This window comes from Mesorhizobium sp. USDA 3734 (genome assembly GCF_056279665.1).
Genome location: NZ_JBWCCW010000001.1, coordinates 6,802,801 through 6,823,860, shown reverse-complemented (window position 1 = coordinate 6,823,860; position 21,060 = coordinate 6,802,801). Strand labels below are relative to the sequence as shown.

Genomic DNA, 21,060 nt, shown 5'->3' with positions numbered 1-21,060 from the left:
TTTCACGTTTTGACGGAAGCGTATCCCGCATTTACGAAGTAGTTCTTGCATTCGGCTGCCTCGATGGTTTCGACGAGGTGGCCGATGTGGCGCCAAGTTTCCTCGACAGTGCGTTTCTGAGCCTGGCGCATCCAGTGTTTGATCTTGGCGAAGGCCTGCTCGATGGGATTGAGATCCGGAGAGTAAGGCGGCAGGTACCAAAGCCTGGCGCCGGCAGCCTTGATCATCTGCCTGATGGCGGCCGACTTATGACTTCCCAGATTGTCCATGACGACGATGTCGCCGGGCTTCAGAACGGTGACGAGCTGCTGCTCGACATAGGCCCGGAAGCATTGGCCGTTGATCGGTCCGTCGAAGACACAAGGTGCTGCGAGCCGATCCCAGCGCAGCGCGCCAAGGAAGGTCAGCGTGCGCCAGTGGCCGTGCGGCGCCAGGCCGCGCAGCCGCTTGCCCTTCGGCCCCCAACCGCGCAGCGGAGCCATGTTGGTCTTGATCCAGGTCTCATCGATGAAGAACCAGGCACTGTGGATCGAGACCCGCCTGCCAGGACCGCCATCGCTGACGCCTGCGGGCAATATCAGCGCGGGCCTGCTCAAGGCCGAACAGTGTTTTTTTTGAACCTCAGGCCCTCGCGGCGCAGGAACATCCAGATCGTATTGTGCGAGACCTTGACCCCGCGCGCTTCCAACTCGTCTTTCAGCCTATGCAAACTCAGCTCAGAGGTCTGATTGATCCGCTCCACGATGAAGGCCCGATGCGGCTCAAGAATGCGCTTGCGATGTCCGCCCATCTTGCCCGGCGCCACCGAGCCGGTCGCTCGATAGCGCTGCGACCACTTCACGACAGAGGAAACTGCAACGCCAAAGCGCGATGCCACGGTACGGCAATTCTCGCTTGCGCCAACTGCTTCAACAACACGCTCACGAAGATCGTTTGAAAGCGCTCGCGTCATTAGATGCTGGCCTCCAACCCAGCCTGCATCTTGAATCACAAACAGCCTGATTTGGGAATCCTACGATTCTCTCAAAGTAGGAAACGCTCTAGGTTCGTCATCCTATGGCGAAGCAAGGAGCGAAGCGACGCGGCGCAGACCATAGGATCCATGCCGTTACTTCCGAGCGTTGCAACGGCACAGATTCTGCTTCGCTGCTTTCCCCGGCAGACCTCACGGCATGGATCCTCGGGTCAAGCCCGAGGATGACGAAGGCGAGGATGTAATCCCCGCCCGCCCCTTACGTGTTCATCGAATCGAAGAAGTCCGCATTGGTCTTGGTCTGCTTCAGCTTGTCGATCAGGAACTCGATTGCGTCGGTGGTTCCCATCGGCGCCAGGATGCGGCGCAGCACGAAGATCTTCTGCAGGTCCTGACGGGCGACCAGCAGGTCTTCCTTGCGGGTGCCGGACTTCAGGATATCCATGGCCGGATAGATGCGCTTGTCGGCGACCTTGCGGTCGAGCACGATTTCCGAATTGCCGGTGCCCTTGAACTCTTCGAAAATGACTTCGTCCATGCGGCTGCCGGTGTCGATCAGCGCGGTGGCGATGATGGTCAGCGAGCCGCCTTCCTCGATGTTACGGGCGGCGCCGAAGAAGCGCTTCGGGCGCTGCAGCGCGTTGGCGTCGACACCGCCGGTCAGCACCTTGCCGGATGACGGCACCACGGTGTTGTAGGCGCGGCCGAGGCGGGTGATCGAATCGAGCAGGATGACGACGTCACGGCCATGTTCGACCAGGCGCTTGGCCTTCTCGATGACCATTTCGGCGACCTGCACGTGGCGCACCGCCGGCTCGTCGAAGGTCGAGGACACGACCTCGCCCTTCACCGAGCGCTGCATGTCGGTCACTTCTTCCGGCCGCTCGTCGATCAGAAGCACGATCAGATAGCATTCGGGATGGTTGGTGGTGATCGAGTGGGCGATGTTCTGCAACAGCACCGTCTTGCCGGTGCGCGGCTGCGCCACGATCAGGGCGCGCTGGCCCTTGCCGAGCGGCGCCACCAGGTCGATGACGCGGGCCGAGATGTCCTTGGAGGTTGGAACCTCCATTTCCATCTTCAGCCGCGAGGTCGGATAGAGCGGTGTCAGATTGTCGAAGTGGATCTTGTGGCGGATCTTTTCGGGATCGTCGAAATTGATCGTGTTGACCTTGAGCAGCGCGAAATAGCGCTCGCCCTCTTTCGGGCTGCGGATCGGTCCTTCGACCGTATCGCCGGTCTTCAGCGAAAAGCGCCTGATCTGAGACGGCGAAATGTAGATGTCGTCGGGACCTGGCAGATAGTTGGCGTTGGCTGAGCGCAGGAAACCAAAACCGTCCTGCAGCACCTCGACCACGCCGTCGCCGATGATCTCGACGTCCTGTGCGGCCAGTTTCTTCAGGATCGCGAACATCAGTTCCTGCTTGCGCATGACGCTGGCGTTTTCGACCTCGAGCGATTCGGCATAAGCGATCAGCTCTGGTGGTTTCTTGTTTTTGAACTCGGCGAGTTTCATTTCTTGCATAGACGGACCTTGAATAGATGGAGTCTGGGTAAGCTTTGGGAAAATATCGGCGGGATGCGACAAATGCCGGGCGCGGCCGAAAGCAATGAGGGGCGGCGCATGACGGGAAGGAAGACCCGTCTTTTATCGTCGGTCAGGGGAAAGAGCAAGCTGCGTTTTGCGGGACCGATAAAGGCCTAGAACGGCTTGACGACAACCAGGATCACGATTGCGATCATCAGCAATGTAGGGATCTCATTGACGATCCGCCAGTGCTTCGCGGGCTTTTCATTGCGATCCTCGGCGAATTTGCGCACCGCGCCGGCCAGATAGCCATGAACGGCTGATAGCAAAAGCACCGCACCGATCTTGGCGTGCAGCCAGCCACCCTCGAAACCAAAGCCTTTCCAGGCCAGCCACAGGCCGAACACCCAGGTGACGATCATCGCCGGATTGATGATGCCACGCAGCAGGCGCCGCTCCATCACCTTGAAGGTCTCCGACTGCACCGAGCCTTTTTCGGCATCGGCGTGGTAGACCAGCAGCCGCGGCAGATAGAGCATGCCGGCCATCCACGAGATGACTGCGAGGATATGGATTGCCTTCGCCCACGGATAAAAGCTGTCGGGTGCGGCGAAATACAAAAGCGCGGTGAGAACGACCAGCACGACGATACCTGATATCATGCGCATCATCGCCTGCCCGGTGCTGTTCGTGTTGTTCATCTCAGCCATCAGCGTGTCGCGCTCCGTACCTGTTTCACCATCGCCTCGACATGGGCGATCGGCGTCTCCGGCGTGATGCCGTGACCGAGATTGAAAATCAGCGGCCCGTCTCCCAGCGCTTTCAGGATCGCCTCGATGCCATCGGACAGTGCCTTGCCGCCAGCCACGAGGCGCAAGGGATCGAGGTTGCCCTGAACCGCTCCTGAGCGCTGCAAATCCTTCGCCGCCTCCAGGGGCACCGTCCAGTCGATCCCCAGACCCGTCACACCGGTCTTCTGGCGATAGGTCTGGTAGCGCGCGCCGGCGCCCTTGGGAAAACCGATGATCGGCACATCGGGATGGACGGCCCGAACCTGACGCACGATCTCCGCCACCGGCTCGACGCAGAACAGGTCGAAAGAGGCATCGTCGAGCACGCCGGCCCAGGAATCGAAAATCTGCACCACATCCGCACCCGCTTCGATCTGGCGGATGAGATAGGCTGCCGAATGATCGGCAAGCACTTTCAGCAAGTGCTGGAACGCCGCCGGCTCACGATAGGCAAACAGCCGCGCCGGCGCCTGGTCGGGCGTGCCATGGCCGGCGATCATGTAGGTCGCCACTGTCCACGGCGCGCCGCAAAAGCCGATCAGGGTCGTCTCGTCGGGCAGTTTGGCCCGCAACCGGCGAACCGTCTCGTAGACCGGTTCGAGATTCACGTGAAACACCTTGCTTTCCAGAGCCAGAATCTCCGGCGCGGTGATCGGCGTCAGCAGCGGCCCTCGCCCCTCTTCGAAGCGGACGTCACGGCCAAGCGCGTGCGGAACGACAAGGATATCGGAAAACAGGATCGAGGCATCGAAGCCGAAGCGCTCGATCGGCTGCAAGGTCACTTCGACGGCAAGGTCCGGATCGTAGCAGAGATCGAGGAACGACCCGGCTCGTCTGCGTGTTTCACGATACTCCGGCAGATAGCGCCCGGCCTGACGCATCATCCAGAGCGGAGGCGGAAACACCGCTTCGCCCTTGAGGACGTCCAGCATGATCCGGCTTTTGGGCATCGAACGCTCGCCTCTCCCAGCCCTCTATAATCTTAAAGATTCTTATATCTAAGATTCTTCTGATTCTAAGAGTCTGTTGGTTGTGGTGGTTATCACCTGTCCCGCTTTGCCCCGAAAAACACCAGCAAGCATATTGTCGCGCGCTTCTTTCTCCCGGATGTAGGGCTCTGGGGATAGTTTGGAATCCGCTACTGGAGTCAAAGCCTTAGGATGCTTCGGGAAAAACCAGCCCTGTGGACAGTAGCAGCGCAAGAAAACCGGTCCCCAAACTTGTCCCCAGCCGCTCGACGAAGCTGACAGCGCATCGAATTGTGGACAAACTGCCATCTGATACAGTCGCCTCCGACCGACCCGTCTTTTCATCCCGCTTTATCCACAGAAGCCCACAGCCTGGAGCGTCCCCCTGTGAACAAACCCCAGAGCTTCTTCCACCTGCACCTGATTTCCGACGCGACCGGCGAAACGCTGCTCGCCGCCGGCCGGGCGGCTTCGGCGCAATACAAGGATGCGCGCGCCATCGAGCACATCTATCCGCTCATCCGCACCGAAAAGCAGGTAGCGAAAGTGTTCGAGGACATCGAGGAGGAGCCCGGCATCATCCTCTATACGGTCGTCGACCAGAAGCTGGCGCGCGGCATCGACGAGCGCTGCGCGACCATGGGCCTGCCCTGTGTATCGGTGCTGGAGCCGGTGCTGACCGTGTTCCAGTCCTATCTCGGCACGCCGGCCGGCCGACGCGTCGGCGCCCAGCACGTTCTCGATGCCGAATATTTTCGCCGCATCGACGCGCTCAATTTCACCATGGACCATGATGACGGCCAGCTGCCGCTCAACATGGACGATGCCGATGTCGTGCTGATCGGCATCTCGCGCACGTCGAAGACGCCGACCAGCATCTATCTCGCCAATCGTGGCATCAAGACCGCCAACATCCCGATCGTGCTCGGCGTGCCGGTGCCGGAAAGCCTGGTCAACGCCAGCAAGCCGCTGATCGTCGGGCTGATCGCCACCGCCGAGCGCATCTCGCATGTCCGGCAAAACCGCATCCTCGGCAACAGCAGCGATTACGAGGCATCAGACTATGTCGACCGCGCCGCGATCAGCGAAGAGCTCGCCTACGCCCGCAAGATCTGCACGCGCCATGGCTGGCCGATGATCGACGTCAGCCGCCGCTCGATCGAAGAAACGGCCGCGGCCATCGTTGCCCTGCGAGGGAAGAACAGATAATTGGAGCCGGACTGTGCGTCGCCAACACCCACCGCCGCGAAGCTCGAAGGTCGCGGCATGGATCCTAGGGTCTGCGCCGCGTCGCTACGCTCCTTGCTTTGCCCTAGGATGACGAAGAGAGGGTCGTCTCTGCCAATCTCCAACGTTGGTGATTGTCGATGAACCATCGCGCCTTCGTCATCCTAGGGCGGAGCAGTCGCGAAGCGACGTCGCGGAGACCCTAGGATCCATGCCGCGACAGTGGCCGACGATTGCAACGGTTTTCTACTTGGGTGAACATCTCGACGGCAACTGGACAGGTAATCAGGTGCACAAACCATGACCGAGAAAATCATCCTCGCTTCAGGCAGTCCGTTCCGCAAGGCGATGCTCGTCAATGCCGGCGTCGATGTCGAAGCGGTGCCGGCCGATGTCGATGAGCGGGCGCTCGAGTCGCCTTTGCAGGACAGCGGTGTCTCGCCCGAAGACGTCGCCCTGGTGCTGGCCGAGGCGAAGGCCACTGAAGTCAGCGAGCGCAGGCCGGGTGCCCTGGTGCTCGGCTGCGACCAGACGCTGTCGCTCGGCGACGAGGTGTTCCACAAGCCGGCCGATAGGGAAGGCGCGCGCCGTCACCTCCTGGCGCTGTCGGGCAAGACCCATCAGCTCAACAGCGCCGCCGTGCTGGTTCGCGACGGCAAGGTTTTGTGGCGACATGTCGGCATCGCTGGCATGACTATGCGCAAGCTCGACCCCACCTTCATCGGCCGCCATCTCGCCCGCGTCGGCGCCAAGGCGCTGTCCAGCGTCGGCGCCTACCAGATCGAAGCAGAAGGCATTCAGCTGTTCGAGAAGATCGAGGGTGATCATTTCACCATTGTCGGCCTGCCGCTTCTGCCGCTGCTGGCCGAACTGCGCACGCTGGGAGCCATCGATGGCTAAGAAAAAAGCCTTCGTCACCGGCCATCCGGTCAAGCATTCGCGCTCGCCGAAGATCCACGGCCACTGGCTGGCCAAACACGGCATCGATGGCAGCTACCAGGCCATCGATATCGCGCCGGAAGATTTTGCCGCGTTCGTGAAGACGCTGCGGGCAAACGGCTACCGCGGCGGCAATGTCACCATCCCGCACAAGGAGGCGGCTTTCACGCTGGCCGAGCGCCGCGACCAGGCGGCGCAAGAGATCGGCGCCGTCAACACGCTGTGGTTCGAGGACGGTATCCTGTGGGGCGGCAATACCGACGCGCACGGCTTTGCCGCCAACCTCGACGATCATGCGCCGGGCTGGGCGAGCACGGGCGCGGCGGTGGTGCTTGGCGCCGGCGGTGCGTCGCGCGCCGTCATCCATGCGCTGAAGGAACGCGGCGTTGCCGACATCCGCATCGTCAACCGCACGCTCGCCCGGGCTATAGAGTTGCGCGATCGTTTCGGCGCCGGCGTGTCGGCGCATGGCATGGCGGCGACGGACGAACTGCTTGGCGATGCCGGCCTGCTGGTCAACACCACCGCACTTGGCATGCATGGCAATGAAGGCCTGTCGGCCGACCCCGCCTTGCTGCCGGACCATGCCATCGTCACCGACATCGTCTATGTGCCGCTGGAGACCCCGCTGCTAGCGGCGGCGCGCGCGCGAAAGCTGAAGACGGTCGACGGCCTCGGCATGCTGCTGCATCAGGCCGTGCCCGGTTTCGAACGCTGGTTCGGTGTCAGGCCGCGAGTTACAGCTGAACTCCGTGCGATCATCGTTGCCGATCTGGTGCCGAAGCCATGATCGTGCTTGGCCTCACCGGCTCCATCGGCATGGGCAAGTCGACCACGGCCAAGATGTTCACTGACGCCGGTGTGCCGGTTCATGATTCCGACGAGGCGGTGCATCGCCTCTATGCCGGCAAGGCAGCTCCGCTGGTGGAAGTGGCCTTTCCCGGCACCACATTTGCCGGCGTGGTCGACCGAACAAAACTTGGCGCGCGCGTGCTCGGCGATGCCGCCGCGCTGAAGCGGCTCGAGGCGATCATCCATCCGCTGGTGCGTGCCGACGCCGATGCCTTCCTGGCCAGGCATCGTACCGCAGGCGAATCGATCGCTGTTCTCGATATCCCCCTGCTGTTCGAAACCGGCGGGCGCAACCGCGTCGACAAGGTGGTCGTCGTCACCGCCCCGGCCGAGATCCAGCGAGAACGCGTGCTGGCGCGGCCGGGCATGACGGAAGAAAAACTGGCATCGATCCTGGCCAAGCAGGTGCCGGATGCGGAAAAGCGCAGACAGGCCGATTTCGTTATCGACACCGGACAGGGGTTGGATGCTGCGCGCGCGGCGGTCAAAGCCATCATCGCCGAACTCTCCGGGGATAAGTCCGGCAAGGCAGGCTCCTGACGGCAGGCCGTCAGCATTGGCCATTGCCATTTTGTTCCGGTCTCACGATTCTGCTTCTTTGGAGCGACTGATTCGATGCGTGAGATCATCTTCGACACGGAAACAACCGGGCTCGATTCGCGCGACGACCGCGTGATCGAGCTGGGTGGCGTCGAGCTGGTCAATCGCTTCCCGACCGGAAAGACCTTCCACCACTACATCAACCCTCAAGGGCGCGCGATCCACGCCGAGGCGCAGGCGGTGCACGGCATCAGCGCGGCGGACCTCGCGGGCAAGCCGACCTTTGCCGAGATTGTGCAGGAGTGGCTGGCCTTCACCGACGGCGCCAAGCTGGTCGCCCACAACGCCACCTTCGACATCGGCTTCCTAAATGTCGAGTTTGGCCGGCTCGGTCACCCCGCCATCGACAACGGCCTCGTCGTCGACACGCTGGCGCTGGCGCGCCGCAAGCACCCGATGGGCCCCAATTCACTCGACGCGCTCTGCCGTCGCTACGGCATCGACAACACAAGGCGCACCAAGCACGGCGCCCTGCTCGATTCCGAATTGCTGGCCGAGGTCTATATCGAGCTGATCGGCGGCAAGCAGGCAGCCCTCGTCCTCGACAGCGCCAGCGCGCCGGCCAGGGGCGGCGAGAATGTTCGCCAGATCGAGATTGTCATCAGCCAGCGGCCGGCACCCTTACCGCCGCGCCTCACCGAAGCCGAACGCGCCGCGCATGCCGGCATGGTCGCCACGCTTGGCGAAAAGGCGCTGTGGTTGAAGGTTGCGACGGGGTGATCGCAAACTGCTGGCCGAAAACGCGAGGACTTCGGCCAACCGCTAGGATTCGCTGTCCCGCCAGCACCCCAAACAAAAAACCCGGCGCGAGGCCGGGCTTTTCACAATCCGTGGCAGGCAGGCCTCAGCTCACCTTGACCTTCGACGCCGCCTGGTCCTCGGCCAGCTTCTGCTGGAACATCTGCGCGAAGTCGATCGGGTCGAGCATCAGCGGCGGGAACCCGCCATTGCGGGTTGCCTCGGCGATGATCTGCCGGGCGAACGGGAACAAAAGGCGCGGGCATTCGATGAACAGGATCGGCAGCATGTGTTCCTGCGGGAAGCCTGCGATCGCGAACACGCCGCCATAGACCAGCTCGACATTGAACAGCACTTCCTGATCGAAGGACGCCTTGGCGTTCAGCGTCAGATTGACGTCGAACTGCTTGTCGGAGAGCGGGTTGGCGTTGACGTTGACGTTGATGGCGATGCCGGGCGCCTTGTCGCGGCCACGCAGCGAATTCGGCGCGCCGGGGCTTTCAAAGGAAAGGTCCTTCACATACTGCGCCAGCACGTTGAGCGACGGCTGCGCCGCATTGCCGTTTCCGTTGGCTGCGCCGACCGGCGCTTCATCTTTGCTGGCCATAAGCCTTGTCCTCTTGCCTGGGCAGCGTCGCTGACCGAATTGAAATCGGGCGTTCGCTACCATGGCGGGGATGACAAGACAAGGTTTGCCGCCTTGCTTCCCGGCCTTTGGGATGTGGGAGGGCCGGCGCCCTACTCGTCCTTCAAACGCCGCCAGGGGGAGTTGTGGTCCGGTCCGCGCGCATAGTCGTCGCTGCGCGAATAATCGCCATCGTCGAGGTCGATGGTCTTGTCGCGCTGCCGGCCGCGGAAGCCGCCGGTCGAGAAATTGGTGGCCAGCACGACGCGGCCTTTCAAGGCTCGCCAGGCGAGGTCGCGGATCGGCGGCAGGAACAGCAGCAGGCCGATAATGTCCGTGATGAAACCGGGGATGATCAACAGGATCGCCGCCAGCACGATCATGGCACCATGCGCCAGCTGGCGGCTCGGATCGCGGCCGGCGTCCATTTCGGTCCGGATCCGCGTCATGACGCTGAAACCCTGATGCCGGAGCAGCAGCGCGCCGGCGATACCAGACGCCAGCACCAGGCCGACTGTTGCCAGCGCGCCGACCTGGCGTCCGACAACCACGAAGCCGGCGATTTCCAACAGCGGAAGTGCCAGGAGAAAAAGGGGGAGGAACGAAATGCGCAAGTCTTGCCAACCTTTTTCGATCGTTTTGGCCGTTTCGATTGTTTTGGCCGCCGGCGAGCAATCGCCGCTGGCACTGAGGCTGTTAGATAGGTATGCCTGCCTTTGATTTGAATGATTGCGCCTTGCGTTCTATATGCTTTGAATGTTGAACGCTATGCGACCGCGGCCATTGGGCCTGACGGTCCGGCCACAAGGCAGGGATTGATTGGCGGAAGATATGGGATTCTTCGACTTCGGCACGATTTTCTTCCTGATTGCGGCGGTGGTCATCTTTTTCCAGCTGCGCAATGTGCTGGGCCGTCGCACCGGCAGCGAACGGCCGCCCTTCGACCCCTATACGGCGGCCCGCAGCGGCGACAAGGGCGACAAGGATGCCGCGCAGAAATCCGAGAATGTCGTTTCGTTGCCGCGCAAGCGTCTGCCGGGTGAGCCGGCCGCCGACACCTATGCGGCGATCGACGCCTTCGCCAAGCCCGACACCGACCTCAACAAGGGGCTGCGCACGATCAAGGACAACGATCCGTCCTTCGAGCCGAAGGGTTTCGTCGACGGCGCCAAGATGGCCTACGAGATGATCGTCATGGCCTATGCCGACGGCGACCGCAAAACGCTGAAGAACCTGTTGTCGCGCGAAGTCTTTGACGGCTTTGTCGCCGCGATCGGCGAACGCGAGGCCAAGGCGGAAAAAATCCAGTCCTCCTTCGTCGGCATCGACAAGGCCGACATCGTCTCGGCCGAGATGAAGGGTGGTGAGGCGCATGTCACGCTGCGCATCATCAGCGAGCTGATCTCGGCGACCCGCGACAAGGCGGGTGCGGTCATCGACGGCGACCCGGAAACCGTCGCCGAGGTCAAGGATGTCTGGACCTTCGCCCGCGACACGCGCTCGCGCGATCCGAACTGGAAGCTCGTCGCCACCGAGGAAGAAGACTGAGTTCGGATACGCGGCGAGGCTCCGGTGTCGCTATCGCCTCTCTTTGTCGGAAAATCTTTCGCTGACCTCCCTGGCTGGGAGGAGGACGACCATCTGGCGGCTTTCGCCGCCTTTCGCCGCTCGGCCTTTCATGTCCTGACCAAACCCTATCGCAGCGGTGCGCTCGGCGTCGACTTCGACGCCTTTGCCGAAGCCTACGCCGAGGCCCGTTCCGTTTCGCCGGCGAATCGGTCGCCATTTCTGGATCGGCCGTTTCTGGATCGGAAGGAAGCCCGGGCCTTCTTCGAGCGCCATTTTGTCCCGGCGCTTGTCCGCGCCGAGACTGGCGCCGCCGGCCTCGTCACCGGTTTCTACGAACCACAAGTCGAGGCATCGCCGGTGCGGACTGACCGCTTTTCGGTGCCGCTTTTGTCGCGCCCGGCCGATCTCGTCGACATAGACGACAGCAATCGGCCGCCCGACCTGGATCCCTACCTCGCTTTCGCGCGCCAGACGCCGGACGGGCTGGTCGAATATCCCGATCGCGGCGAGATCGAGCGCGGGGCGCTGGATGGCGAAGGCCTGGAGATCGCCTGGCTGGCCGACAAGGTCGATGCTTTTTTCATTCACGTGCAGGGCGCGGCCAGACTGAACATGACCGACGGCCGGCTTGCCCGCGTCACCTATGCCGCCAAATCCGGCCAGCGCTTTACCGGGCCTGGCAAGATCCTGAGCGAGATCGGCGAGATCCCGCTGGCGGAGGTGACGATGCAGTCGATCCGCGCCTGGTTCAAGGCGCATCCGGATCGTGTCGACGAGATCCTGTGGCAGAACCGCTCCTACATCTTCTTCCGCGAGGCCGATGTCGAGGACGCGGCCCTTGGTCCGATCGCCGCCGCCAAGGTGCCGCTGACGCCGGGCCGCTCCATCGCCGTCGACCGCCTGCTGCACACATTCGGCACGCCGTTCTACATCGACGCGCCGATGCTCACCGCTTTCGATGCAAAACCGTTCCGGCGGCTGATGATCGCGCAGGACACCGGCTCCGCCATCACCGGGCCGGCGCGGGGTGATCTCTTCGCCGGTTCCGGCGATGCCGCCGGCGAGATTGCCGGCGTGGTCCGCAATGCGGCCGATTTTTATGCGCTGGTGCCGCGCGCGCTCGTTCCGGGTGCGAATCGATGACCCGGCGCCCAGACAAATTAAGCGAGGACGACCGGGTTCTGTGGAATCTGGTGGCGCGCACGGCCAAGCCGCTGAAGGGCAGGATCGCCGCCGAAATCCCCGAAATTGCTGCCGAGGCCAGGCCGACGCCGTCGCAGCCGGCGATGGCCGCTACCAACGCCGGAGGGGCCGCAAAGCCGAAGGCTCAGCATGTCACGCACCGCCTCGACGAGCCCACGCTGGACAAATTGTCGAAGGGCCGGCTGCCGATCGAGGGTCGCGTCGACCTGCACGGCATGACTCAGGACGAGGCCTATTCGCTGCTGTTTTCGTTCCTGCACCGGGCGCATGCCGGCGGCGTCCGCTATGTCCTGGTCATCACCGGCAAGGGATCGTCCTCGGGCGGCGACGGGGTGCTCCGGCGCGCCGTACCCGCCTGGCTGTCGACGCCCGCCTTCCGGCCGCTGGTCTCCAGCCACGACCATGCCGCCCGCAACCATGGCGGTTCGGGCGCGCTCTATATCCGGCTGCGGCGGGTGCGTTCATGACCCCGTTCGGCGAGAAGCTGCGGACGCTACGAGGCGAACGCGGTGTCAGCCAGAAGGACATGGCGGCGGCGATCGGCGTCAGCGCCGCCTATCTGTCGGCGCTCGAGCATGGCAGGCGCGGCGCGCCGACCTGGACGCTGATCCAGAAGATCATCGGCTATTTCAACATTATCTGGGACGACGCCGAGGAGCTGGCGCGGCTGGCCGAAGCCTCGCATCCGCGCGTCAAGCTCGACACGTCGGGCCTGAACCCCGCCGCCACCGAGCTTGCCAATCTGCTGGCCGAGAACATCGAAAAGCTCGACGAAGCGGAGCTTCGCCACATCACCGCATCGATCCAAGCGGCGCTCGGCCGACGGCCGTAACTGGTCTTGCCCGGATTTTGCGGCCGAACGTCCGCCTGATCGCAAAACAGCGCCCGCTGGCGGGCAGCCAGCAGGCAACTGTGATGAGATCATTTCTTGCCGGCCGCGCCGCCATTATTTCCCCGACCGCCATTGTCGTTGTGGTCGTGGCCATTGTTTCCACCGCCGAGGCAGTTCGAGTCGCCAGCACCGCAACAGCGGCCGCTCCACAAATCGTTGGTTTGCGTCTGGGCGCAGCTTGTAACGGTCTGATCGGCCAGGGCGGGTCCGGCCAAAGCCGATACCGCGATGGCGGCGAGGAAGGCATTTCGCAAAAGTGCAGTCATCTGAAGTCTCCATGATTGGTTACCGTCTACGGCCATGTGTCGTCGGCCGGGAGGAAATGGTTCACGGAGAAATATCGCTTTCGTCATCCACGGGCGGAGCGGAAGCGAAGCGGACGCGTAGACCCGAGGATCCATGCCGCGAGTTGCGAGCGTCGCGGCGGTGCAAAATCTGGCGATATGTCGGTGTAAATGGCGCCTGTTCCCGCGCCCAACGTTCTTCATCTGCCTCACGGCATGGATCCCAGGGTCTTCGCGACGGAGCTTCGCTCCTGCTCCGCCCTGGGATGACGAAGTGATGGATGCCGCCCCCAGGGCAGCCGCAGCCAGTGCCTACTGAACCGCGCCGACCAGCACCTGCTGGCCACCGCGGATCGAGACCCAGCGGCCGGTGTTGTCGATTGCCTGCCGCTTGAGGAAGCGGTAGCCGGTCGCGTCCCATGGCTTGACCTTGTCGGTCAGATTGTCGAGCACATAGTCGCCCTTGTCGGTGCGCACCGTCAGCACCGCGTGGCCCTCGCCGTCGGGCTTGCGCACGACGGTGATCAGCAGATCGGCCAGCGAGATGCTCATGCGCGAAAGCTGGCGCCGCTTTTCCAGCACATAGTCCTCGCAATCGCCGACGCCGTTGTCGGGATAGGCCCAGACCTCGTCCTTGCCGTAGATGTCCATGTCGCTCATCGGCTTGACGGCGGCGTTGACCCTGGCGGTGACATTGAGGAGCTTGCGCATCAACCCGTCGGTCATCGGGGCCGGCGCGAGATTGGTCGGACGGATCGAGCATTCGCCCGGATGCAGCTTGCAGAAATCATAGTGGCCGATCGGCTGCGAGGTGAGCCCCCCGGTCGCCATCGCTCCGGCCGCCAAAGCCGGTGCCACCCAGCCTCCCGTTACTGCCAGCCCGGCCGCCACATACACGCGCAGCCTTCGCGCCATTGATGAGGATATCATTGTCCCCGCTCACCCTTGTTATTAACGAAAGGTTAAGGGGGATTTACAGTCCGTGTCAATTACGACGACGGTCGGATTGTCGGCATGGTTACCCGAGGGGCAGCACCGCGTCTATTGTGCAACAGAATCGGCCAGCCGGCCGGTTTTTGCCGGATTGGCGCCGTTAAGCTTTGTTCCAGGCACGTCATTTCCCAAAATAGCTACGCCCTCGGGTCAGTCCGTCCCCATGCTTTTGGGCGATGCGCATTATCTTTTGGCGGTGCGGACCAGCTTCGGCTTCACCGCGACACGCTCCTGGCGGCCATAGCTGGTGATGAAGTCGACGATGCGCGGCACGATTTCGGAACGGAAACGCGAGCCGTTGAACACACCGTAATGGCCGACCGCCGGCTGCATGTAGTGGGCGTGCCGCTCTGTGGGGATGTTGGGGCACAGATCATGCGCCGCCTTGGTCTGGCCAAGGCCTGAGATGTCGTCGTTCTCGCCTTCGACCGTGAACAGCGCGACATTGCGGATCGCTGACGGATCGATCCTGGCGCCGCGATGCATCATCTCGCCCTTGGGCAAGGCCTGGCGCACGAAGACGGTGTCGACGGTCTGCAGGTAGAACTCCGCCGTCAGGTCCATGACCGCCAGATACTCGTCGTAGAAATCGCGGTGCTTCACGGCATTGTCGCCGTCATGCTTCACCAGGTGCATGAAGAAGTCCTTGTGGGCGATGATGTGGCGGTCGAGGTTCATGCTCATGAAGCCGGACAGCTGCAGGAAGCCTGGATAAACCTCGCGGCCGAAGCCCGGCACCGGCCACGGCGCCTGCATGATGACATTGTCGCGGAACCAGTCGATGCCCTTTTCCTGTGCCAGCAAATTGACCGCGGTCGGGTTGCTGCGGGTGTCGATCGGCCCGCCCATCAAGGTCATCGTCGAGGGCACGAAGGGATCGCCCTTCGTTTCCATCAGCGCCACGGCGGCCAGCACCGGCACCGAAGGCTGGCACACCGCCATCACATGCGTGTCGGGCCCCAGCGCATGCAGCATGTCGACGATGTAGTCGATATAGTCGTCGAGATCGAAACTGCCGTCGGCCAGCGGCACCATGCGGGCATCGACCCAGTCGGTGATGTGTACGTCGGCGTGGGGCAGCATGGCTTCCACCGTGCCGCGCAGCAGCGTCGCATAGTGGCCCGACATCGGCGCCACGATCAAAAGCTTGGGATCCGGCCGGCGCCCGGCGGGAATGGCGCGTTCGAAGCGGACGACTTTACAGAACGGCTTCGACCAGACGGTCTTCTCGGTGACCTCGACGCTCTTCCAGTCGACCACTGTCTTGTCGAGGCCGAAGGTCGGCTTGCCGTAGCGGCGCGTGGTGCGCTCGAACAGTTCGGCCGTCGCCGCGACCGAACGGCCCCAGGGCGTGTGGGAAAACGGATTGAGTGGATTGGAGTAGAACAGCCGCACCGCGTCGGCATAAAGGCGCGCCGGCTGCAAGGCCGCGTGGTTCATTTCATAGAGCTGGTAGAACATCGAGAACCCCGCTGCTGCCTGCGACCGAAGGGACGACGAGCAGCGCCGAGCCTTGAATGTCTCGCGGCGAAGTTAACAACTAATTGCTGCGATGCAATACGTCACGCGGCGTGACCAATGCTTCTTTGGTTCAAAGCTCTGGGAATCGGCCCTGAACGGCGCCAGCCGGCTCAGTGTGCGGCTGCGAAATGTATAAGTAATGTGTCCGGCCCATGTCGCCGGACACAGGAAGCCTTAGACGCGCGCCATGCACACGGCGGTGTGGCCGGAGCCGATGAAGCCGAGCTGGCCGGCCGCACCCTTCGACAGGTCGAGCACGCGACCCCTGATGAACGGGCCGCGATCATTGATGCGCACGATGACGCTGCGGCCGTTGTTCTTGTTGGTGACCCTGAGCTTGGTGCCGAAAGGCAAGGTGCGGTGGGCGGCGGTCATCGCCGACGGGTTCATGCGTTCGCCCGATGCGGTCTTGGAGTGCAGGGCATACCACGAGGCACGGCCGCATTGGCTGGCGGCGGTGGCCGAAGAAGCGCCGACCATAAGGCCAGCAGCGATCGTTACCGCGACAAGCGCGGTCTGTTTTGAGTTCTTCATGTTGAGGGATGGCTCCGTTCTTTGACAGACCCCAGCCGTTAGGTGCCGAATAAGGCAGGAAATGCGGCAATGATCTGGCGGTTCCGTGGCAGTGGCACACGTTTGGAGTCATTGGGTAACAGTCTGTCAGGGATTTTCCGACGAGAAGAGATCAATTGATGATGATCTTCGTGCTGATCTCAGGGATTTGTTTGACAAGATCGAGCATAGATATCCAAGTAGAAGTCGGCGCAATCGGGCCACTTCCTTTGGCTCTTTCATCGTGGCCATGGCGCTGCAACCGATCGACTTCGAAAGCGAGATCCGGCAATGAGACTGACCAAAAATCTGCTGGCGTTGATTGTGCTTGCCATCGGCGCTGTGTGGTCGCTGCAGGGCGTCGGTGTGATCGGCGGCAGCTTCATGACCGGCCAGTCGCAATGGCTCTATATCGGCATCGTCACCGCGCTGGTCGGGCTGGTTGGCGTGGTGTGGGCGAACCGGTAGGGGGTGAGCTGCAGGACGAGCGCTTTCGCAATTGGCCGAAGCCTCCCAACTTCGTCATCCCTGGGCGTAGCAGCCGCGAAGCGGCGTCGCGGAGACCCTGGGATCCATGCCGCGACCTTGGTCGAAGGGCGCAGCCGTGCAGAATTCTGAACCGTGGCGGCGCTTATGTGTCACGGCATGGATCCTATGGTCTGCGCTGCGTCGCTTCGCTCCTTACTCCGCCATAGGATGACGAAGCGATGGGTGTTTGCGCCAATCTTCAAGGCTTATCGTCGGTCAACGCAAGCAGCCCGACAAAACTCCGCGCCAAAAACCTACCCGAACAGCCGATCCAACATCTTTCCCTCCAACCGAGCCAGCTCCACCGACCCGCGACGGCGCGGCCGTTCCACGGGGACATCCAGATCGAGCGCGATCCGGCCTTCGCTGATCACCACGACCCGATCGGCCAGCGCGACCGCCTCGGCGACATCATGCGTGACCAGCACTGCGGTGAACTTCTGCGCGAGCCAGATGCGTTCAAGCAATTGCTGCATCTCGATGCGGGTCAGGGCGTCGAGCGCGCCCAGCGGCTCGTCGAGCGCCAGGATCTGCGGGTGGCCGACCAGCGCACGGGCCAGCGCCACGCGCTGCTTCTGGCCGCCGGATAGCACCGAGGGCCATTCGTCGGCACGATCGGCAAGCCCGACCTCGCCGAGAATGTCGAGCGCGCGTTGCGTTGCCTCGGCGCCGGAAGCAATCCCGGTCAGCCCGACCTCGACGTTCTTCACCACGCTGGCCCAGGGCAGGAGCCGCGGCTCCTGGAACATGAAGCGGGTGCGGCTGTGTCCTTCCTCTTCCACGCCGAATGTCAGCGATCCCGATGTCGGCCGGTCGAGCCCGGCCAACAGCCTGAGCAGCGTGCTCTTGCCGCAGCCGCTCTTGCCGATGACGGCAAGGAACTGCCCGACCGGCACGTCGAGATCGATGCCGTCGAGCACCGTCTTGTCGCCGAAGCGTTTCTCCGCGCCCTTGAAGGCGAAGGCGCGCTGCCTTGCAACAGGTTCCACCGGCCGTGACGGCGGCGTGGCGACGAAGGAGCGGACGGCGGTCAGGCTGGCGGCTGTCATGGGCAACATCTCATCCGTTCTGGAAGGCCGGATGCCAGCCGAGCGACAGGCGTTCGAGCAGGCGGGCGAGGCTGTCGGCCAGCTTGCCAAGCAGCGCATAGATCAGGATCGACAGCACGACGACATCGATCAGCAGGAATTCGCGCGCCTGCATGGCCATGTAGCCGAGGCCGGAACTGGCCGAGATCGTTTCGGCAACGATCAGCGTCAGCCACATGATGCCCAGGGCATAGCGCAGGCCGACGAAGATCGCCGGCAGCGCGCCGGGCAGGATGACGCGGAAGAACAGCGTGCGCCGGTCCATGCCGTAGACGCGGCCCATCTCGACCAGCTGCGGGTCGACGCTCTGGATGCCGAGCAGCGTGTTGACATAGATCGGAAAGAACACGCCGAGCGCCACCAGGAACAGTTTGGCTTCCTCGTCGATGCCGAACCACAGGATGACGAGCGGGATCAGCGCCAGATGCGGGATATTGCGGATCATCTGCAGCGTCGTGTCGGTCAGGCCGCGGCTGAGCGTCGACAGCCCGTTGGCAAGCCCAAGCGCAAAGCCGATCGAGCCGCCGACGGCAAAGCCGGCAAGGGCGCGCGCGGTCGAGACGCCGATGTTGCGGATCAGCTCGCCCGACAGCGTCAGCCGCCAGAAGGCCTCGGCAACCGCGCTTGGCGCCGGCAGCACGTTGGCCGGCATGACGCCGGCGCGGGATGCAATTTCCCAACCGGCGATCACCAGCACAGGCAGCAGCCAGCCGATGCCGTTCTTGCCGACGCGTTGCGCCAGACTCATGACGAGGCCTGCAGGCGGGCGGCGCCGTGGAAGCCGACCGAGAATTCGTTGGCGATGTTCTCATGCGCCCGCTGCCGCTTGGTGCCGAGCCCGAGTTTTGGAAACAGAAGCTCGGCGACACGGTAGGCTTCCTCGAGATGCGGATAGCCCGAACCGATGATGGTATCGATGCCGATCGCCTGGTACTCGCGGATGCGCTCTGCGATCTGCTCCGGCGTGCCGACCAGTGCCGTGCCGGCGCCGCCGCGCACCAATCCGACGCCCGCCCATAGATTGGGCGACACGACCAGCCTGTCGCGGCGGCCGCCATGCAGTTCGGCCATGCGGCGCTGGCCGACCGAGTCCATCTGGGTGAGGAAGCGCGCCTGCGCGTTTTCGATCTGGGCGTCGGTGACGTGGCTGATCAGCCGGTCGGCGGCGCGCCAGGCTTCGTCCTCGGTCTCGCGCACGATGAAATGCAGCCTGATGCCGAAGCGCAGTTTGCGACCACGAAGTGCTGCTTTCTTGCGTGCCGCAGCGAGCTTCTCGGCCACCTGTGCCGGCGGCTCGCCCCAAGTCAGATACATGTCGACGAGGTCGGCGGCGAGGTCCTGTCCGGCTTCCGACGATCCGCCGAAATAGAGCGGCGGCCGCTCTTGGCGCGGCAGAAGGTCGAGGCGGCCATTTTCGACGCGGTAATATTTGCCGTCGAAATTGACCCGTTCGCCGGATACCAGGCCGCGCCAGATGGTCAGGAATTCATGCGCCTGGGCATAGCGCTCGTCATGCGGCAGGAAGACGCCGTCACCGGCGAGCTCGGTCGGGTTGCCGCCGACCACGACATTGAGCAGCAGGCGGCCATTGCTCAAGCGGTCGAGGGCGGCGGTCTGGCGCGCGGCAAAAGTCGGCAGCGTCACGCCGGGCCGCAGCGCGACAAGGAATTTGAGTTTTTCCGTGAGTGTAGCAAGGCCTGTCGCGGTGATCCAGGAATCCTCGCAGTTCTGACCAGTTGGCAACAGCACGCCGGGAAAGCCGAGCCGGTCGACCGCTTGCGCGATCTCCTTGAAGTAGCCGAATTCGGGCGGCCGCTGCTGTTCCTCGGAGCCGAGATAGGAACCGTCGCCATGCGTCGGGATGAACCAGAAGAAATCGAGCGGGTTGGCTTGCGGACTGGCTGTAGCGGTCATGGCGAAATCCTCGAAGCGGAAACGACAAACGGCGCCGGGCGTTTTCCGCCCGGCGCCGCGCGACAAAAATCAATTGCCCGGTGCGGTCCACACCGCGTCGGAGATGCGGACCGCATTCGGGATCAGCCCGAGTTTGTAGAAGCGGTTGGCGGTCGCCTGCTGGCCGGCGATGATCTCGTCGGTGATCGGGAAGATGCCGAATTTGGTGCGGTTGGCTGCGATGATCTGCGCGTCGAGCGGCACGCCGGTCACCTCATGCAGCGCCGCGGCCACCTTGTCACGGTTCTGGTCGGCCCATTTCGCCGCCTCGCCAAGGGCCGATATCGTCGTGGTGACGGTTTCGGGGTGCGCCTTGGCGAAATCCTTGTTGGCGAGGAAATAGGTGTTGACCTTGAGCACCTCGCTGGAGCGGGCCAGCACACGCGGCTGGTAGCGGGTTTCGGCGATGGCGAAGAACGGATCCCAGACGGTCCAGGCATCGATCTGATCGCTGGCGAAGGCGGCGGCCGCATCCGCCGGGCTGAGATAGACCGGCGTGATCTGGTCGAACGGAATGCCGGCCTTTTCCAGCGCGGCGACGAGCAGATTGTGTGCGCTGGTACCCTTGCCGACACCGACGCGCTTGCCTTTCAGATCGGCGACCGACTGGATCGGCGACGCCGGCTTCACGAAGATCGCCTCGCCGTCGCCATTGGATGGCAGTGCTGCAGCATAGACGATGTTGGCGCCGGCCGATTGGCCGAAGATCGGCGGTGCATCGCCGGTCCAGCCGACATCGATGGCGCCGACATTGAGCGCCTCGACCAGCGGCGGCCCGGCGGTGAACTCGACCCACTTCACCGACACGCCCTTGTCGCTGAGCGCCTTTTCGATCACCTGCTGCTGCCTGGCGATCACCGGCAGGCCGGTCTTCTGATAGCCGATGCTGAACTGCTTCAGCTCCTGCGCCGCGGCACTGAGCGACACGGCAACGCTTGCCGCCAGCAGCCCGATGCCGAAAACACGTCTGGTAAGATTGAGCATGATCCCTCTCCTTCGATGCGGAACGGCGCCGGGAAAATGGCCTCGCCGGTTGGAAGATGGATCAGGCTAGGTATTTCTATAAACTTAGTAGAGGAATGATTTTGCGAGTTGGCAACATCTCGTGGAAATTTTTCCTGCGGCAACCATCCCTTCGTCATCCCAAGGTCTGCGCGCGTCACTTCGCTCCTTGCTTCGCCCTAGGAGGACGAAGACGCTAGGGTTGGCGCGACGGATCGTTAACGCTCTGCGTTA

23 protein-coding genes and 1 pseudogene are annotated in these 21,060 nt (G+C 63.1%); 11 read left to right on the top strand and 13 right to left on the bottom strand.

Annotated elements, in window-relative coordinates; genetic code table 11:
• Positions 1 to 2: 2 nt before the first annotated feature.
• From ACZ89F_RS32640 to hemE, 4 genes and pseudogenes are all read right to left on the bottom strand, one after another.
• Positions 3 to 952: pseudogene (locus ACZ89F_RS32640) on the bottom strand (IS630 family transposase).
• Between the two features lie 280 nt (positions 953 to 1,232).
• Entirely contained in the window at positions 1,233 to 2,498 is a 1,266-nt protein-coding gene (gene rho / locus ACZ89F_RS32635; RefSeq protein WP_109663581.1) for a transcription termination factor Rho, read from the bottom strand.
• Between the two features lie 176 nt (positions 2,499 to 2,674).
• Positions 2,675 to 3,211 (bottom strand): protoporphyrinogen oxidase HemJ, encoded by a 537-nt coding sequence (hemJ, locus tag ACZ89F_RS32630; protein ID WP_476096305.1) that lies wholly within the window; start codon positions 3,209 to 3,211, stop codon positions 2,675 to 2,677.
• Positions 3,211 to 4,242 carry a uroporphyrinogen decarboxylase gene (hemE, locus tag ACZ89F_RS32625; RefSeq protein ID WP_476096304.1) on the bottom strand — a complete coding sequence of 344 codons (1,032 nt, stop codon included), beginning with the start codon at positions 4,240 to 4,242 and terminating at the stop codon, positions 3,211 to 3,213. The genes hemJ and hemE overlap by 1 nt, the downstream gene beginning before the upstream one ends.
• A gap of 405 nt (positions 4,243 to 4,647) precedes the next feature.
• On the opposite strand from hemE, the gene ACZ89F_RS32620 reads away from it, so the two are divergent.
• The 5 genes from ACZ89F_RS32620 (at position 4,648) to dnaQ (ending at position 8,598) form a co-directional block, all read left to right on the top strand.
• Positions 4,648 to 5,469 carry a pyruvate, water dikinase regulatory protein gene (locus tag ACZ89F_RS32620; RefSeq protein ID WP_476096302.1) on the top strand — a complete coding sequence of 274 codons (822 nt, stop codon included), beginning with the start codon at positions 4,648 to 4,650 and terminating at the stop codon, positions 5,467 to 5,469.
• Between the two features lie 318 nt (positions 5,470 to 5,787).
• Complete coding sequence (locus tag ACZ89F_RS32615; RefSeq protein WP_476096301.1) at positions 5,788 to 6,387, top strand: Maf-like protein; 600 nt, start codon at positions 5,788 to 5,790, stop codon at positions 6,385 to 6,387.
• A complete protein-coding gene (locus ACZ89F_RS32610) occupies positions 6,380 to 7,216 on the top strand; it encodes a shikimate dehydrogenase (protein WP_476096299.1) in 837 nt (278 codons plus the stop codon). Before ACZ89F_RS32615 ends, ACZ89F_RS32610 begins: the two co-directional genes overlap by 8 nt.
• The gene (gene coaE, locus ACZ89F_RS32605; protein WP_476096297.1) at positions 7,213 to 7,818 is read left to right on the top strand and encodes a dephospho-CoA kinase; all 606 of its coding nucleotides are present in this window, start codon (positions 7,213 to 7,215) and stop codon (positions 7,816 to 7,818) included. The genes ACZ89F_RS32610 and coaE overlap by 4 nt, the downstream gene beginning before the upstream one ends.
• 75 nt (positions 7,819 to 7,893) lie before the next feature.
• The gene (gene dnaQ, locus ACZ89F_RS32600; RefSeq protein WP_476096296.1) at positions 7,894 to 8,598 is read left to right on the top strand and encodes a DNA polymerase III subunit epsilon; all 705 of its coding nucleotides are present in this window, start codon (positions 7,894 to 7,896) and stop codon (positions 8,596 to 8,598) included.
• Positions 8,599 to 8,722: 124 nt separating this feature from the next.
• Here the strand turns inward: dnaQ and secB are convergent, their stop codons facing one another.
• Positions 8,723 to 9,223 carry a protein-export chaperone SecB gene (secB, locus tag ACZ89F_RS32595; protein WP_476096295.1) on the bottom strand — a complete coding sequence of 167 codons (501 nt, stop codon included), beginning with the start codon at positions 9,221 to 9,223 and terminating at the stop codon, positions 8,723 to 8,725.
• A 131-nt stretch (positions 9,224 to 9,354) separates the two neighbouring features.
• Positions 9,355 to 9,855: an FxsA family protein gene (locus ACZ89F_RS32590; protein WP_476096293.1), complete on the bottom strand. Its 501-nt coding sequence runs from the start codon at positions 9,853 to 9,855 to the stop codon at positions 9,355 to 9,357.
• 217 nt (positions 9,856 to 10,072) lie between these two features.
• Here ACZ89F_RS32590 and ACZ89F_RS32585 point away from each other — a divergent pair, with 217 nt between their 5' ends.
• From ACZ89F_RS32585 to ACZ89F_RS32565, 5 genes are all read left to right on the top strand, one after another.
• Complete coding sequence (locus ACZ89F_RS32585; RefSeq protein ID WP_476096291.1) at positions 10,073 to 10,789, top strand: Tim44/TimA family putative adaptor protein; 717 nt, start codon at positions 10,073 to 10,075, stop codon at positions 10,787 to 10,789.
• 24 nt (positions 10,790 to 10,813) lie between these two features.
• On the top strand, positions 10,814 to 11,953 hold the full coding sequence (mltA, locus tag ACZ89F_RS32580) for a murein transglycosylase A (protein WP_476096290.1): 1,140 nt from the start codon (positions 10,814 to 10,816) through the stop codon (positions 11,951 to 11,953).
• The gene (locus ACZ89F_RS32575) at positions 11,950 to 12,480 is read left to right on the top strand and encodes a Smr/MutS family protein (RefSeq protein WP_476096288.1); all 531 of its coding nucleotides are present in this window, start codon (positions 11,950 to 11,952) and stop codon (positions 12,478 to 12,480) included. Before mltA ends, ACZ89F_RS32575 begins: the two co-directional genes overlap by 4 nt.
• Positions 12,477 to 12,845 (top strand): helix-turn-helix domain-containing protein, encoded by a 369-nt coding sequence (locus ACZ89F_RS32570; RefSeq protein ID WP_476096286.1) that lies wholly within the window; start codon positions 12,477 to 12,479, stop codon positions 12,843 to 12,845. Before ACZ89F_RS32575 ends, ACZ89F_RS32570 begins: the two co-directional genes overlap by 4 nt.
• Positions 12,846 to 12,928: 83 nt before the next feature.
• Positions 12,929 to 13,186: a hypothetical protein gene (locus tag ACZ89F_RS32565; RefSeq protein WP_476096285.1), complete on the top strand. Its 258-nt coding sequence runs from the start codon at positions 12,929 to 12,931 to the stop codon at positions 13,184 to 13,186.
• A gap of 315 nt (positions 13,187 to 13,501) precedes the next feature.
• Here the strand turns inward: ACZ89F_RS32565 and ACZ89F_RS32560 are convergent, their stop codons facing one another.
• From ACZ89F_RS32560 to ACZ89F_RS32550, 3 genes are all read right to left on the bottom strand, one after another.
• Positions 13,502 to 14,119, bottom strand: a complete 618-nt coding sequence (locus ACZ89F_RS32560; RefSeq protein ID WP_476096284.1) for a transglutaminase-like cysteine peptidase — start codon at positions 14,117 to 14,119, stop codon at positions 13,502 to 13,504.
• Positions 14,120 to 14,365: 246 nt separating this feature from the next.
• The gene (locus ACZ89F_RS32555; RefSeq protein WP_476096282.1) at positions 14,366 to 15,643 is read right to left on the bottom strand and encodes a polyhydroxyalkanoate depolymerase; all 1,278 of its coding nucleotides are present in this window, start codon (positions 15,641 to 15,643) and stop codon (positions 14,366 to 14,368) included.
• A 234-nt stretch (positions 15,644 to 15,877) separates the two neighbouring features.
• Positions 15,878 to 16,237 (bottom strand): septal ring lytic transglycosylase RlpA family protein, encoded by a 360-nt coding sequence (locus ACZ89F_RS32550; RefSeq protein ID WP_352664036.1) that lies wholly within the window; start codon positions 16,235 to 16,237, stop codon positions 15,878 to 15,880.
• Positions 16,238 to 16,546: 309 nt separating this feature from the next.
• Between ACZ89F_RS32550 and ACZ89F_RS32545 the strand changes: the two genes are divergently transcribed.
• Positions 16,547 to 16,723, top strand: a complete 177-nt coding sequence (locus tag ACZ89F_RS32545) for a hypothetical protein (RefSeq protein ID WP_476096281.1) — start codon at positions 16,547 to 16,549, stop codon at positions 16,721 to 16,723.
• A 314-nt stretch (positions 16,724 to 17,037) separates the two neighbouring features.
• Here the strand turns inward: ACZ89F_RS32545 and ACZ89F_RS32540 are convergent, their stop codons facing one another.
• The 4 genes from ACZ89F_RS32540 to ACZ89F_RS32525 all read right to left on the bottom strand — a co-directional run bounded on the left by ACZ89F_RS32540 (position 17,038) and on the right by ACZ89F_RS32525 (position 20,808).
• Complete coding sequence (locus tag ACZ89F_RS32540; RefSeq protein WP_476096279.1) at positions 17,038 to 17,832, bottom strand: ATP-binding cassette domain-containing protein; 795 nt, start codon at positions 17,830 to 17,832, stop codon at positions 17,038 to 17,040.
• A gap of 10 nt (positions 17,833 to 17,842) precedes the next feature.
• Positions 17,843 to 18,619 carry an ABC transporter permease subunit gene (locus ACZ89F_RS32535; RefSeq protein WP_476096278.1) on the bottom strand — a complete coding sequence of 259 codons (777 nt, stop codon included), beginning with the start codon at positions 18,617 to 18,619 and terminating at the stop codon, positions 17,843 to 17,845.
• Positions 18,616 to 19,785 carry an FMNH2-dependent alkanesulfonate monooxygenase gene (gene ssuD / locus ACZ89F_RS32530; RefSeq protein WP_476096277.1) on the bottom strand — a complete coding sequence of 390 codons (1,170 nt, stop codon included), beginning with the start codon at positions 19,783 to 19,785 and terminating at the stop codon, positions 18,616 to 18,618. The genes ACZ89F_RS32535 and ssuD overlap by 4 nt, the downstream gene beginning before the upstream one ends.
• A 69-nt stretch (positions 19,786 to 19,854) precedes the next feature.
• Positions 19,855 to 20,808 (bottom strand): sulfonate ABC transporter substrate-binding protein, encoded by a 954-nt coding sequence (locus ACZ89F_RS32525; protein ID WP_476096275.1) that lies wholly within the window; start codon positions 20,806 to 20,808, stop codon positions 19,855 to 19,857.
• Between the last annotated feature and the right edge of the window lie 252 nt (positions 20,809 to 21,060).